A 14,196-nucleotide genomic window follows, 5' to 3' on the forward strand; every position below is an offset into this window, starting at 1 on the left:
CCGCGGCCAGGGCGGAGGCTGCGAGCGGGCCGCCCTCCTGCTGCGGGCCGCGCCGTCTGCCATGGACGACGGTCCATTCCTCGCCGCCGTCCAGCAGCGGCGCCACATCGGCCGGGGCGGCGCCCAGCAGCAGCCGTACCAGCGCGGCCGACCGGGCGGCGTCGGCCTCGGCGGTACGGGCCCCGGTCAGCAGGGACAGCAGCACGACCGCGACACCGGCGAGCGCCGCGCCCCCGGCGTCACGCACGGGAGTGCTCACGCCGAGGGCGGTGGCCCCGCCCCCGGGCGCGGCCGGTAGCCCGTACACGCTCAGTCGGCTCCCGCCGGCCGTCGCTGCGGCCGACGAACGTCCCGGCCGCAGGCGGGCGGCCAGCGACACCAGTTCGTCCCGGACCGGAGCCTCCGGCGGCGTCCCGGCCTCGGCCAGCCGGACACCGTCCCGCCCGAGGAGCACTGCCCATCCGCCGACGTGGCGGGCCAACTGCCGCAGGACGGCCGGGACCGGGTGCGGGCGGGCAGCGGCCACGGCAAGGGACCGCTGGGCCTCGGACATGTGCTGGAGGTCGCGGTGGCGCCGCTCGGCCACCGCCTGCCACATCGCCCGTGCCACGGCCGTGAACGGGGTGCGGCGCGGCACCTCGAGCAGCGGCAGTCCGTGGCGGTCGCAGGCCCGCACCAGAGCCTCGGGCACGGCCTCGTGGACGGGTGCGACGCCGAAGCCGAGTGCCGCCGCGCCCGCCTCGACCGTGCGGGCCACATAACGGTCCCAGTACTCCCCGGCCGCCGGACCGGCGTCGGCGGCCGGCCCCTTGACCCCGGCACTGAGCAGAAGTTCACCACCCAGCAGGTACGGAACGGGGTCCTCCATCTCGCTGGTGTGCACCGCGTGGACATCCCGGTCAGCCGCCGGGCCGGCCACCCGGCGCAGTCCGAGGGACGGCTCGTCCAGCAGCAGCGACAGCGGCACGGGAACGGTGGGAGGCAGGAGTTCGTGCACGGGGGTCCTCTGGATGTTTCATCCGTTCAGGGCTTCACAAGTGGAGGAAACATACACTTCCCGGCCCGATCGGCAGCCCCCTAGGGTCACAGCCCAGAACTCCTCCCCCTTCCGTCCCCCTCGCCCCAGGAGCAGCCATGGCTGTGGACTACGCCGTGATCGTCGTCTATCTCGCGGGGATGCTCGCGCTCGGCTGGTGGGGCATGCGCCGCGCCAAGTCGAAGAGCGAGTTCCTCGTCGCCGGCCGCCGGCTCGGACCGTCCATGTACTCCGGCACGATGGCCGCGATCGTGCTGGGCGGCGCGTCCACCATCGGCGGCGTCGGCCTCGGCTACCAGCACGGGCTCTCCGGCGCCTGGATGGTCTTCGCCATCGGCCTGGGGCTGCTGGCGCTCAGCATCCTGTTCTCGGCCCGCATCGCGCGGCTGAAGGTCTACACGGTCAGCCAAATGCTCGACCTGCGCTACGGCGGCACCTCGGGGCTCATATCCGGAATCGTGATGTGGGCGTACACCCTCATGCTCGCAGTGACCTCGACCATCGCGTACGCCACCATCTTCGACGTCATCTTCGGCATCGACCGAGTGGTGGCGATCATCCTCGGCGGGGCCATCGTGATCTGCTACTCCACGCTCGGCGGCATGTGGTCGATCACGCTCACGGACATGGTGCAGTTCGTGGTGAAGACGATCGGCGTGCTGCTGCTCCTGCTGCCCATCGCCGTGGTCAAGGCGGGTGGCTTCTCGAAGATGGCCGCCGAGCTTCCGGACGACTACTTCTCCCCGATGAGCATCGGAGCGCAGACCGTCTTCACCTACGTGCTGATCTACTCGTTCGGCATGCTGATCGGCCAGGACATCTGGCAGCGCGTGTTCACCGCACGCAGCGACCGCGTCGCCAAGATCGGCGGCACGGCAGCGGGCACCTACTGCCTGGCGTACGCGCTGGCCGGGGCCGTCATCGGGACCGCCGCGAAGGTCCTGCACCCGAACCTGGCCAGCGCCGACGACGCGTTCGCGGTGATGGTCAATGAGTCGCTGCCGATCGGCGTGAAGGGGCTGGTCCTCGCCGCGGCGCTGTCGGCGGTCATGTCGACCTCCTCCGGTGCACTGATCGCCTGCGCCACGGTGGCCAACAACGACATCTGGTCCCGGCTGCGCGGCAAGGTGGCCGCGGCCGGTGAGGCGGCGCACGACGAGGTGCGGGGCAACCGCGTCTTCATCCTGATCATGGGCGCGGCGGTCGTGGTCATCGCCATCGTGCTCAACAACGTGGTCGAGGCGCTCACCGTCGCCTACAACCTCCTGGTGGGCGGCCTGCTCGTACCGATCCTCGGCGGGCTGCTGTGGAAGCGCGGCACGGCGACCGGGGCGCTGGCGTCCGTGGCCGTCGGCGGCGTCACGGTCGTGGCCTTCATGTGGGCGAAGGGAATCCTCGCCAACGAGCCGATCTACTACGGGCTACTGGCCTCGCTCCTGACCTACGTCGTGGTCAGCCTGGCCACGAAGCCGACCGACCCGGCCGTGCTCGAGGCCTGGCGCAAGCGGCTGGCCGGCGAGGCCGGACCCGAACCGGAAGAGGCGCCCGCGGGAGTACCGGCCGGGGCCTGACCACCACACCCGCGGGCCGCACCCGCATCACCGCTTCCAGGAAGGCACCACCCCCATGCACAGCGCGCAGCCGCGCAACGGCGGCGACCTCGTCGTCGAATCCCTCACCTCACTCGGGGCGACCACGGTGTTCGGGCTCCCCGGACAGCACGCCCTCGGCACGTTCGACGCCCTGCGCCGTTCCGCGCTCGAGTACGTGGGGCTGCGGGTGGAGAACAACGCCGGGTTCGCGGCCGACGCGTTCGCGCGGGTGACGGGGAGCGTGGCGCCACTGCTGGTCTCGACGGGGCCGGGGGCGCTGATGACGCTCGCCGCTCTCCAGGAGTCGGCCGCGGCCTCCGCCCCCGTCCTCGGCATCAGCAGCCAGGTGCCCGCCGCGGGACTGGGCGGCGGGCGCAAGGGCTACTTGCACGAACTGGTCGACCAGCAGGCGTCGTTCCGGGACGTGGTGAAGTCGGTCCACACGGTGCGCAGCGCGTCGCAGATCCCGTCCGCCATCGCTCAGGCCTGGCAGGCGGCCCTGGAGGCGCCGTGCGGCCCGGTATGGGTGGAGATCCCCCAGGACGTCCTGCTGGCCGAGACGTCCGTGCCGCCCGTCCGGTCGTTGGGGGCGCAGCCGGAGGTGCCCGCGCCGCGGCCGGAGCTGGTCGACGAGGCGGTGCGGCTGCTCGACGCGGCCGAGCGGCCGGTCGTGCTGGCCGGCGGCGGCGTGGTGCGGGCGCAGGCACAGACCGAACTGCTGGAGTTGGCCCGGAAGCTGGACGCCCCGGTCGCCACCACGTTCGGCGGCAAGGGCGGGTTCCCCTGGGAACATCCGCTCTCGCTCCAGTCGTGGCTGGAGGACCGGCACACCACCGACCTGCTGGAACAGGCGGACGTGCTGCTGGTCGTCGGCTCCGGTCTGGGCGAACTCTCGTCGAACTACCACACGTTCGCGCCGCGCGGCCGGGTCATCCAGGTCGAGGCGGATCTCGGCAAGCTGGAGTCGAACCATCCGGCGCTCGGCGTGCATGCCGATGCGCGGCTCGCGCTCGGCGCGCTGGCCGCCGGGGTCGCTCCCGGCCGGGAACGGCAGGGCGCGCAGCGGGCCGCCGCGCTGCTGGCGCGGGTGCGGGAGCGGATCGAGGGCCAGGACCTGGCCACCGAGCAGGAGGTGCTGGCGAGCGTCCGCCGGGCGCTGCCCGACGACGCGGCCTCCTTCTGGGACATGACGATCCTGGCCTACTGGGCGTGGTCGGCCTTCGACCCGCGCGAGGGGGGCATGCACTCGGCCCAGGGCGCGGGCGGCCTCGGGTACGCGTTCCCCGCGGCGCTCGGCGCGGCCGCCGCGGACCGGTCGGCGCCGGTCCTGGCGGTTTCGGGCGACGGCGGCGCGATGTACTCGATCGCCGAGCTGGCCACGGCCCGTCAGTACGACCTGCCCGTCACCTGGTTGATCGTCGACGACGGCGGTTACGGGATTCTCCGCGAGTACATGACCGACGTGTTCGGTACGGCGACCGCGACCGAGCTGGCCCGTCCCGACTTCCCGGCCCTTGCCGAGTCCTTCGGGGTGCCCGCGGTCCGGACGTCCCCCGAGGAGCTGGCGGCCGATCTCGCCGCGGCTCTCGCCGCACCGGGCCCCTCGGTGGTCGTCCTCCCCGCTCTGCTCCGGATGTTCGCGCCCACCCACCTCGGCGGCCCGGACGCCTGAGCAGGCCGAGAACTGCGAACTCCGCCGCGAACCCGCACGTCGCGGCGGACCCGGGGCAACTCCTCAGTGACCGCCCATCCGGCCGGCCAACCACGCCGCGTGCTGACGGATACGCAACAGATCATCGGGAAAGCAGCTCTCCCAGCCCTCGTCCAGACGCTTCCATGCCACCGGCTGCCCGTCCTCCCCGACGAACGGGGTTGCCGCATCAACGACCGTCGCATACGACAAGCCCAGAGTGACCGGGTGGCGCGGGTGATACGAGCGAACCGCAACCGCCGCCGGGTCGGGCAGCAGTTCCGGCTGAAGACCCGTCTCTTCGAGCAGTTCCCGGGCCGCACCCTCGCTGGGCGTTTCTCCGGCTTCGACCTTCCCGCCCGGCGGAACCCACCCCCGCCAGGGGTGCTTCACCAACAACACCTGGGCAAGGATCGTGTCGAATACCCAGACCTCGGCCCCGAGTGGCTCCATCGGCCGCTGCCGGGCAGCGGCGAACCACTGGCGGGCCCCGTCGAACTCGGCCATCGCCCGTTGAGCATCCACGACCGCGGCCTCGACGGCCCGCTTGTCGGCCATGTTCCGAATCATCGGGCCAACATACGGTCACCCACTGACATCGCCCACGTCCCATCGATCTCATCAACGTCACACGCTGCGGCAACACGCCAACCCTCATGGCAAACCGCCGTGACTCCAGGGAGGGGGATGCCAACCGAAGAGAACCTGTCACCTGATCACATGAGCCGTACGGAGGAACCTCGCCGACGGCCGCGCCGAGCCGCCCCCGGGGCGGGCCCGGAGTACCTACGGTGCCAGTGACCGATTGGCCTCGTGTTCGTTCAGCCGGACAGGGGAACGGACCTGTCGTAGGTAAGCCGAGGTGTTCGCCATGGTGACCCCGCCGGACAACGACGTGCTCTGGGCACGCGCCCTGCACCATTCGCACAACGGATCCCCCGCTCTCGCCAACGTCTCCGTCGGTGTCCGCGAGGGCGAGATCCTCGCCGTCACCGGCCCGCGCGGAAGCGGCAAGACGACGCTGCTGCGGTGTCTGGCGGGCCAGATCCTGCCGGAGAGCGGTGAGGTGTGGTTCAACAGCGTCCCGGTGCACACGATGGGCCCAATGGACCGGGAGCGGTTGCGCAGGGACCGGTTCGGCTGGATCGACACCGAACCGCATCTGGTCCCGGAACTGACGGCGTGGGAGAACGCCGCCCTTCCGCTGCTGTTGCGCGGTACCCCGCACCGGGTCGCCAAGGCGGTGGCCCAGGAATGGCTGGAGCGGCTGGATGTCGCCGACTGCACCCGCAAGCGGCCGGCCGCGCTGCTCCAGGCCCAGCGGCAGCGCGTCTCGATCGCCCGCGCGCTGGCCTGCGAACCGTTCGTGCTCTTCGCCGACGAGCCGTCCGCGATCCTGCACCGCTCCGACCGGGCCCAGGTACTGCGTACGCTCACCGCCGCGGCCCGCACCCACGGCATCACGGTGGTGCTGGCCACGCACGACGTGGAGGTGGCGGGTCTCGCGGACCGGACCATCGCGCTGCTCGACGGCCGCCGGGTCGGCGGCGGCGTGGTCACGGGCGGGACGGAAGGCAGGGCCGCGTGCTCGCTCTCCGTCTAGCCCGCGGCGCTCATCCGCTGGTGCTGCTGCGCCGGCTGATGGTGGCCGCCGCGTCCGCCGGTGTCGGCTTCCTGCTGCTGTGCACGCTCGGCTATGCCGCCTCCCACCCGGCACAGGCCGCTGCCTCGGTGATGCGGCTGCTGTGGTGCGCCGTCCCGCTCGCCGCCATGGTCCAGTTGGCGGTGGTCGTGGCCCGCGCCGATCCCGCCTCCCGCCCGAAGCCGGGGCTGTCGTCGGTCGGGCTCGGCCCGTTCCGGCTGGCGATGGTGGCGGCGGCCTCGACAGCGGCGTCCTGTGTGGTCGGCAGCGCGATCGCCCTGCTCGTCTTCCTGTACCTGCGCGGCGATCTCGGCAGCCCCCCGGTGCACGGCGTCCTGACCCAGGTCCTGGGCGCCGAGGCCCGGTTGCCGGGGGCCGGAGTGATCACGCTGCTCGGCGCGGCCCCGGTCCTGGCGGCCACGTCGGCGGCGATCGCCCTGCGCCCCCCGGCCAACCGACCCGACACGACTCCGGACGCCGGCCGGCCTCCTGCGGAGCAGCCGGCCGACCCGGGCACGGCCCAGATCCTCCCTCCGGTGACCACGGCTCCCCGCGGACTGCCGTGGGGCGTGGCGCTGATGGCGATGGGGCTGGCGCTCGAGGCCTACGCGGGCCATGGGGTACCGCCCGCCCCGGAGAGCCTGCTGCCCATGCCCGGGCGGCTCGGATCGGGATCGCCCGGGGTCATCGGGGGCTGGATGCTCACCGCGATCGGGTTGATCTTCGCCGGTCCCGGGCTGACCCACGCGGCGGGGCGACTGCTGTCCGCCGGCCGGCCCAGCGCCCTGCGGCTGCTGGCCGGGCGGGTCCTGCAGGGCGAGGCCCAGCGCATCGGCCGCCCGCTCGGAGTGCTGTGCGCGGTCGCCTCGGGTGCCCTGGCGACCAGCGAGCTCTACGGCTCGGCCTCGGCGTCCGCACCGGGTTCGCCGTTCGGTCCGCTGACGGGGCTCGGCGCCGCGCTGGTGATGTCCTGCGCCACCGCCACCGTGCTGACCGCGGCGGTGGAGATGCGCAGCCTGCGCGGCACGACGACGGCAGCGTTGCAGCGGCTGGGGGTGACGACGCGGTTGCTGCGCCACGCGGTCGCGGCCCGTACCGCCATGCTCTTCCTGGTGCTGGCCCCGGTCACCTGGCTCGTCGCCGAACTCGCGGCGATGCCCCTGCGCAGCTGAGCCGCCGGAACCGGCTCAGCCGGCGCGCCGCCCGGAAGCACCGTGCTTCCGGGCGGCGCGGCATTTCAGGGCCGGCGCAGACGCCGCGCAGCCCGTCAGCGCCGGCTCCTTGCGGGCACGGACTCGACGCTGCTGCCGGCACCGGACCGGCGCTGCACCCGTGCGGCGATGCCCGGGAGCCGACCCGTTGTGCACCGAGCGGCCGCAACTCGCCGGAGCGACGTTCCCTTCGGCGAGGTCGCGTTCCACGGAGCGCATTCTCACCGGGCTCGGAGTACCGGAGGCATCCCGGCCGTCCGGGACGGCGGTGGCCGTGGTCCTCGGTCAGCAACTGCACCGGCCGGACACGGGAGCAGCACCCGCCGAACACCTGGTGGACGGGCTGATGACGCTCACGCGCCGGTGAGCCGGCCGGTGTCCTCGTCCGGAAGGCGCACCACCTCGCCGGCCGCGAAGACCACGCCCACCTCGGCGCCCGGCTCCGGCGCATCGCCCGGCGCACAGGACGCCTCGAGGGGCGGGCCGTCGTGCGGACGCAGGCGCAGCACCACCCGGTCCCCGCGGAACGTACGGGCGGTCACCGCGCACGGCAGGCCCCCGTGCACCGGCACGGGCCGCACCCCGGCCGGGCGGATCAGCAGCCGGCACGGCCCCGCCGGCGTCCCTCCGGGCACCGGCACCTTGCCCCACACCGTGTCGGCGACCGCGCCGGCGACCGTCGCCGGAACCACGTTGTCGAAGCCGAGGAAACGGGCCACGAATGCGGACGCGGGCCGCTGCCACACCTCCATCGGCGTTCCGGTCTGCGCGATCCGGCCGTCGCGCATCACGACGACCCGGTCGGCGAGGGCGAACGCCTCGCCCTGATCATGCGTCACGGCCAGCACGGTCGTCCCCAGCCGTCCGAAGAGCTCCCGCAGTTCGACCACGAGGCGCTCGCGCAGGCGCCGGTCGAGGCGGCCCAGCGGTTCGTCGAGCATGAGCACACGCGGCTGCGGGGCGAGCGCCCGGGCCAGGGCGACCCGCTGCTGCTCTCCGCCGGAGAGGGAGGCGATGTTCCGTCGCTGGGCGCCCGGGAGTCCCACGAGTTCGAGAAGCCCGGCCACGGTGTGTTCGGCCTCGGCGCGGCCCGTACCGCGGACCCGCAGGCCGAAGGCGACGTTCCCGGCGACGTCCCGCTGCGGGAAGAGCTGGTGGTCCTGGAACATCAGGCCGAAGCCCCTGCGGTGCGCCGGGACTCCACTCAGGTCGCGTCCGTCGAGCAGGACCCGCCCCGCATCCGCCTTCTGCAGACCGGCTATGACACGCAGCAACGTGGACTTGCCGCTGCCGCTCGGCCCGAGCACGCACACCGTGCGGTGCTCGTCCAGCTCCAGGTCGACGGAGTCCAGCGCGGTGTGGGTGCCGAACCGCACGCCGACACCGTCCAGGTTCAGCAGGGACATCAGAACTCTCCGGAACGGTCGGTGCGCAAGCGCTCCAGCAGGAGCAGGGAGGCGGCGCACACCAGCATCAGGACGGTGCTCAGGGCCATCGCCTGGCCGTAGTTGAGCTCCCCGGCGCGCCCCAGCAGCCGGGCGACCGCGACGGGCAGGGTGGGCGCCTCGGGCCGGGCGATGAACACGGTCGCGCCGAACTCGCCGAGCGAGACGGCGAAGGCGAAGCCGGCGGCGACGAGCACCGCACGGCGCACCATCGGCAGGTCCACCTCCCGCCAGGCCCGCAACGGGGAGGCGCCGAGTACGGCGGCGGCCTGGCGCAGCCGGTCGTCCACCGCACGCAGTACGGGCAGCACGGTGCGCACCACGAAGGGCACGCCCACCAGCGCCTGGGCGAGCGGCACGAGCAGCCAGGAGTCGCGCAAGTCCAGCGGCGGTTCGTCGAGTGTGATGAGGAAGCCGAAGCCGACGGTGACGGCGGACGTACCCAACGGCAGCATCAGCAGCGCATCGAAGCCGCGCAGCATCCGGCTCCCCGGCCCCCGGCCCACCGGGGCTCGGGCGAGCGCGGTGGCCGCAAGCCCGCCGACGAGCAGGGCGACGCCCGTGGCGACGGCGGCGTAGGCGAGCGAGTTGCCGACCGCCTCGACGGGGGCGACGAGGAACGTCGCGCCACTGCCTGCCGGGGACATCAGCGCCCGGTAGTGGTCCAGTCCGTAGCCGTCCGGACCGGTCAGGGAACGCTCGACGAGGACACCGAGCGGGAGGAGCACGAGCAGCAGCACCACGGTGAGCACCGCCCAGAGCAGCGCCCACTGGGCGGGGCCTTCGGGGCGGCGGGCCGTGCGGGCGGCGTCGACCAGGGTGAGGGAGCTCTCCCGTCGGCGGACGGTGCGTGCGTGCACGGCCAGGAGGGCGGCGACGGCCGCGAACTGGAGCAGGGTGAGGACGGCCGCGGTGCGCAGGTCCAGCAACTGGGCGGTCTGCCGGTAGATCTCCACCTCGAGGGTGGAGTAGCGCGGGCCACCGAGGATCTGGACCACCCCGAAGGAAGTGAAGGTGAAGAGGAACACCATCAGCCCGGCGGCGGCAACGGCCGGCGCGAGGGCCGGCAGTGTCACGGTGCGCCAGGCCCGGAGGCGGCCGGCGCCGAGCATCCGGGCCGCCTCCTCCTGCTGCGGGTCCAGCTGCGCCCACAGCCCGCCGACGGTGCGGATGACGACCGCGAGGTTGAAGAAGACGTGGGCGAGGAGGATCGCCCACACGGTGGTGTCGAGCCGGACGCCCCACAGGTCGTCGAGGAGACCACCCCGGCCCAGCAGGGCGAGGAACGCCGATCCCGCGACGACCGTGGGCAGCACGAACGGCACGGTCACGACCGCACGCAGCAGGTTCCGGCCCGGGAAGTCGAAGCGGGCGAAGACATAGGCGCCCGGCAGGCCGACTGCGAGCGTCAGCGCGGTGGATGCGGCGGCCTGCCAGCCGGTGAACCAGAGCACCTGCTGGACGTCGTGGTCGCCGAGGACGCCGGCGAGGTGCCCGGTGTGCCACTGCCCGTCGGCCCGGGTGCCCCGGGCGACGATGGCGGCGACCGGGAGTGCGAAGAAGACGGTGAAGAAGGCGGCGGGAACGGCCGTCAGGCCGAGCCGGAGGGCGAGTTCCCGCCCCCGGGACGGCCGCGGTCGCTGCGGACGGCGGCCGTCCCGGGCCGGGGACGCGTTCACTTCAGGACGAGCGACGACCACGTCTTGACCCATCGGTCACGGTGCTTCGCAATGCTGCGCGGAGCCAGGGTTGCCGGGTTTTCGATCTTCGCTCCGTAGCGCGTGAACACCTCGGGCAGCGCCGCGTCCCGACGCGCCGGGTTGACGAACATCTGCAGCGGCACGTCCTCCTGGAAGGTCTTGCTCAGCAGGAAGTCCAGCAGCGCCTTTCCGCCTTCGGGGTTCTTCGCGCCGTCGAGAAGACCCGCGAACTCGATCTGGCGGAAGCAGGTGCCGGTGGCGACTCCGGTCGGGCCCTGCTTCGGCTGCGGCTCGGCACCGAGGACCTCGGCGGGCGGGCTGGAGGCGTAGGAGACCGCGAGCGGCTTGTCGCCCTTGCCCTTGCCGCCCGCCGAGCCGGAGAAGCGGTCGTTGTAGGCCTGCTCCCAACCGTCGACGACCTCGACGCCGTTGGCCCGGAGCTTCTTCCAGTAGCCCTGCCAGCCGTCGGCTCCGTACTCGGCCACGGTGCCGAGGAGGAAGGCGAGGCCGGGTGACGAGGTGGCCGCGTTCTCGGTGACCAGCAGGTTCTTGTACTGCGGCTTGACGAGGTCGGCGAAGGTCTTCGGCGGCGCCAGGTCGTGGTCGGCGAACCAGGCGCGGTCGTAGTTGACGCAGATGTCGCCGGTGTCGACGGGCGTGACCCGGTGCTGCTTGCCGTCCAACTGCAGTGCTGCGGGGACCTGTTCGAGCCCCTTGGCGCGGTGCGGGGTGAAGATGCCGTTGCCGAGGGCCCGGGAGAGCAGGGTGTTGTCGACGCCGAAGAGGACGTCGCCCTGCGGGTGGCCCTTGGACAGGACGGCCTGGTTGACGGCGGTGCCGGCGTCGCCGCCGCGCAGCACCCGGACCTTGTAGCCGGTCCGTTTCGTGAACTGCTTCAGGACCGGGTCGGATGCGGCGAACGAGTCGTGCGAGACCAGGGTGACGGTCTTGGACGTGCCCCCCTTGCCCGCGGAGTCGCCCGTGCCGGCGCCGCACCCGGCGAGGGCCGAGGCTCCGAGGGCTGCGGCGACCGTCGCTGCTATGGCACGGCCCCGGTGGACGGAGATGGTGGTGATCACTGAATTCCTCCTGGCTTGCCAGGAGAAGGCGCACGCCCCGCCGCGGCCGGTGGTCGGCGCACGGCGGGGCGCAACAGCTCGAGTGGTGACCGAACTCCCTACGCCGGCATGACCCGGTTCAGGTTCGAGGGTCTGCGGCCTGTCTCTGCCGCACTCTCAGCGCTGCGCGCTCCCCTGTCGGAATGTGAATTTGTTTCGAACACACCTTAGCAAGGGCAGGCCGAACCCGACCCCGGGTGTGCGGCGTTCAGCGTTCGGAGGCCGCGAGCTGGCCGCAGGCGCCGTCGATCTCCTGGCCGCGGGTGTCCCGCACCGTGACGGGGACCCCGTGCCGTTCGAGCGCCGCGACGAAGGCCCGCTCGTCCTCCGGGCGGGAGGCCGTCCACTTGGAGCCGGGCGTCGGGTTGAGCGGGATGAGGTTGACGTGCACGCGGCGGCTCTTGAGGAGCCGGCCGAGGAGATCGCCGCGCCAGGCCTGGTCGTTGATGTCCCTGATCAGGGCGTACTCGATGGAGATGCGGCGACCGGACTTGTCGGCGTACTCCCAGGCGGCGTCGAGGACTTCGCGGACCTTCCACCGGGTGTTGACCGGCACGAGAGTGTCGCGGAGTTCGTCGTCGGGTGCGTGGAGGGAGACGGCGAGCCGGCACTTGAGGCCCTCGTCGGCGAACCGCAGCATTGCCGGGACCAGGCCGACCGTCGAGACCGTGATGCCGCGCTGCGACAGACCCAGGCCGTCCGGCTCCGGGTCGGTGAGCCGGCGGATGGCGCCGACGACCCGGTTGTAGTTGGCCAGCGGCTCACCCATGCCCATGAAGACGATGTTCGACAGCCGCGCGGGGCCCCCGGGGATCTCGCCGTCACGCAGCGCGCGCATACCGTCGACGATCTGGTGGACGATCTCGGCCGTGGACAGGTTGCGGTCGAGGCCGGCCTGGCCGGTGGCGCAGAACGGGCAGTTCATCCCGCAGCCCGCCTGCGAGGAAATGCACATGGTGACCCGGTCGGGATAGCGCATGAGCACGGACTCGACGAGGGTGCCGTCGAAGAGACGCCACAGCGTCTTGCGCGTCGTGTCGTCGTCGCAGCTGATGTGCCGCACCACACTCATCAGGTCCGGCAGCAGCTCGGCGGCCAGCTTCTCGCGGGCCGCCGCCGGGATGTCGGTCCAGGCCGCCGGGTCGTCGGCGTAGCGCGCGAAGTAGTGGCGGGAGACCTGTCCCGCGCGGAACGGCTTCTCGCCGATCGCCGCGACGGCCTCCCGGCGCTCGGCCGGGGTGAGATCGGCAAGGTGCCGCGGGGGCTTCTTGGCCCCGCGCGGCGCGACGAAGGTGAGTTCTCCGGGTGCAGGCATGGTCCGTCCAGTGTGGCAGATCAACTACGGCGGCCCAGGCCAGAGCAATGGGAGACGGGTCACCCTCTGCCGCCATCTGTCAACATCGGTCAACCTCGCACGGCGCAGAGACGGCCCAGGAAGCCAAAGCACAGCAGCTGCAACGGGCGAGCGTAGAGGGCGCTCATTCAAACACCCCGGGAGCGAGCGGCAGCGGATCGCTGTGAGTCCACGCGAAGGTGCGATCGGCTTCGAGGTGGGCCTCGCCCCAATGGATAGCATGGATACCGCTCTCCGCGTCCGCTGTGAGAGGACGTTAAGTCCGTTTCTGGTAGCGGCCCCGTCCCGGCTGGGTGAGGAAGCCCTGGCGAGTGAGGCGTCCGAGGCGGCTGCGGGTGATGTTGACGGATGCCTCGTCGGTGGGCATGCCGAGGAGTTCGTGCAGCTCACGGGCTCGAAACTCCTGGCCGGGGTGGGTGTTGAAGGCGTTCACGATGGCCTGGTAGGCGGTGTTCGTCTCGGGCGGTTCGGGTCCGCCGCCAGCCGGTGAGAGTTCGGTGATGACCTTCTGGGTGGTGGCCAGGTCCGCGAGTCGCGCTTCGGTCTCGGCCAGGACCGCGGTCAAGTGCTCGATCTGATCGCGCAGTTCACCGGTCCGGGCCGTGGTCTTGTCATGCTGGGCCTGGAGGTCCGCCAGGAGCTCGATGACGTTCACGCGGCCAGCCCGAGAGTGTCGCGCCAGGCCGGACTCGGTGTGGTGAGGCGGCGGGCCATGTTCGCGATGGAGGCCCAGTAGATGCGAGAGGCGGAAGTGTCGGGGCGGTGGTCGTACTCGCGGGCCAGGCGACGATGCAACCTCAACGTGCCGTTGGCCTGCTCCACGATCCACCGCTTGGGCTGCGGGACGAAGTCTTTGCCCTGATCTTCGGGGTTGCGGCGGACGACCTCGACATCGATGTCCAGCAGGACCCCGTGGATGATGACCTCGTCCTTGAACCCTTGGTCCACCAGGACCTTCTCCAGGCGGTTGCCGCACCGCTCGGCGGCCTGGTCGAGCAGGGCGGTGCCGGCGGCGTTGTCGTGCACGGAAGCGGCCAGGACCACGACGCCGATGATCAGTCCCAGAACGTCCACGGCCAGTCCCCGCTTGCGCCCCGACACCTTCTTGCCGGCGTCCAGCCCCGTCGTGGTCTTCGGGACACCCGCGGCCGCGCGCACGGACTGGGTGTCGATGATCACGAGGGACGGGTCTCCCGCACCTGACAGCGCAGGAGTTCCTGGATCCGCTCCACCGGCCAGAAATGAACGACGAGCGCCATGTTCGGCGAGTCTGTCGAGCAGGCGGATTGTGTAGACCCCGGCCAACCCGTTACCGCTGCCCCGGGGCAGGCCGGCGTCGCCGGATCCCAGGATCACCGAGACATCGCATCGGCCCGGCTTGGCGCGCCGACCGGGTTACCGGCGGCAA

General features: G+C 72.2%; 12 protein-coding genes, 1 pseudogene and 1 riboswitch. Of the genes and pseudogenes, 5 read left to right on the forward strand and 8 right to left on the reverse strand.

All coding sequences use genetic code 11. The annotated features are described in order from the left end of the window. Positions 1-997: PucR family transcriptional regulator ligand-binding domain-containing protein (locus M1E25_RS04370; protein ID WP_251409832.1), on the reverse strand; the 997-nt coding region annotated here is incomplete at its 3' end. Between the two features lie 137 nt (positions 998-1,134). Between M1E25_RS04370 and M1E25_RS04375 the strand changes: the two genes are divergently transcribed. Both M1E25_RS04375 and M1E25_RS04380 read left to right on the forward strand, forming a co-directional pair. Further along, a complete protein-coding gene (locus tag M1E25_RS04375) occupies positions 1,135-2,607 on the forward strand; it encodes a sodium:solute symporter family protein (RefSeq protein ID WP_251409835.1) in 1,473 nt (490 codons plus the stop codon). Positions 2,608-2,662: 55 nt separating this feature from the next. Further along, positions 2,663-4,300: a thiamine pyrophosphate-binding protein gene (locus M1E25_RS04380; protein WP_251409838.1), complete on the forward strand. Its 1,638-nt coding sequence runs from the start codon at positions 2,663-2,665 to the stop codon at positions 4,298-4,300. 63 nt (positions 4,301-4,363) lie between these two features. On the opposite strand, the gene M1E25_RS04385 is transcribed toward M1E25_RS04380, so the two are convergent. Then, positions 4,364-4,876: an NUDIX domain-containing protein gene (locus tag M1E25_RS04385; protein WP_251409841.1), complete on the reverse strand. Its 513-nt coding sequence runs from the start codon at positions 4,874-4,876 to the stop codon at positions 4,364-4,366. Between the two features lie 313 nt (positions 4,877-5,189). Between M1E25_RS04385 and M1E25_RS04390 the strand changes: the two genes are divergently transcribed. The 3 genes from M1E25_RS04390 (at position 5,190) to M1E25_RS04400 (ending at position 7,538) form a co-directional block, all read left to right on the forward strand. Further along, positions 5,190-5,921 carry an ABC transporter ATP-binding protein gene (locus tag M1E25_RS04390; protein WP_251409844.1) on the forward strand — a complete coding sequence of 244 codons (732 nt, stop codon included), beginning with the start codon at positions 5,190-5,192 and terminating at the stop codon, positions 5,919-5,921. Further along, positions 5,903-7,132 carry a hypothetical protein gene (locus M1E25_RS04395; RefSeq protein ID WP_251409847.1) on the forward strand — a complete coding sequence of 410 codons (1,230 nt, stop codon included), beginning with the start codon at positions 5,903-5,905 and terminating at the stop codon, positions 7,130-7,132. The genes M1E25_RS04390 and M1E25_RS04395 overlap by 19 nt, the downstream gene beginning before the upstream one ends. A gap of 187 nt (positions 7,133-7,319) precedes the next feature. Further along, the gene (locus M1E25_RS04400; protein WP_251409849.1) at positions 7,320-7,538 is read left to right on the forward strand and encodes a hypothetical protein; all 219 of its coding nucleotides are present in this window, start codon (positions 7,320-7,322) and stop codon (positions 7,536-7,538) included. Here M1E25_RS04400 and M1E25_RS04405 read toward each other — a convergent pair. From M1E25_RS04405 to M1E25_RS04430, 6 genes and pseudogenes are all read right to left on the reverse strand, one after another. Then, a complete protein-coding gene (locus tag M1E25_RS04405) occupies positions 7,525-8,577 on the reverse strand; it encodes an ABC transporter ATP-binding protein (RefSeq protein WP_251409852.1) in 1,053 nt (350 codons plus the stop codon). The two genes, M1E25_RS04400 and M1E25_RS04405, sit on opposite strands and share 14 nt — an antisense overlap. Then, on the reverse strand, positions 8,577-10,316 hold the full coding sequence (locus M1E25_RS04410) for an ABC transporter permease (protein ID WP_372500520.1): 1,740 nt from the start codon (positions 10,314-10,316) through the stop codon (positions 8,577-8,579). The genes M1E25_RS04405 and M1E25_RS04410 overlap by 1 nt, the downstream gene beginning before the upstream one ends. Beyond that, entirely contained in the window at positions 10,292-11,395 is a 1,104-nt protein-coding gene (locus tag M1E25_RS04415; RefSeq protein WP_251409858.1) for a thiamine ABC transporter substrate-binding protein, read from the reverse strand. The genes M1E25_RS04410 and M1E25_RS04415 overlap by 25 nt, the downstream gene beginning before the upstream one ends. A 77-nt stretch (positions 11,396-11,472) precedes the next feature. Continuing rightward, positions 11,473-11,581: riboswitch (TPP riboswitch) on the reverse strand. Positions 11,582-11,642: 61 nt separating this feature from the next. Beyond that, entirely contained in the window at positions 11,643-12,749 is a 1,107-nt protein-coding gene (gene rlmN, locus M1E25_RS04420; RefSeq protein WP_251409861.1) for a dual-specificity RNA methyltransferase RlmN, read from the reverse strand. Between the two features lie 295 nt (positions 12,750-13,044). Then, on the reverse strand, positions 13,045-13,443 hold the full coding sequence (locus tag M1E25_RS04425) for a hypothetical protein (protein WP_251409864.1): 399 nt from the start codon (positions 13,441-13,443) through the stop codon (positions 13,045-13,047). After that, positions 13,440-14,014, reverse strand: a pseudogene (locus M1E25_RS04430) (transposase); the annotation flags it as partial. The gene M1E25_RS04425 and the pseudogene M1E25_RS04430, both read right to left, overlap by 4 nt. Positions 14,015-14,196: the final 182 nt, after the last annotated feature.

Origin of the sequence: Streptomyces meridianus, from assembly GCF_023703325.1 — a bacterium.
Taxonomy (GTDB): Bacteria; Actinomycetota; Actinomycetes; order Streptomycetales; family Streptomycetaceae; genus Streptomyces; species Streptomyces meridianus.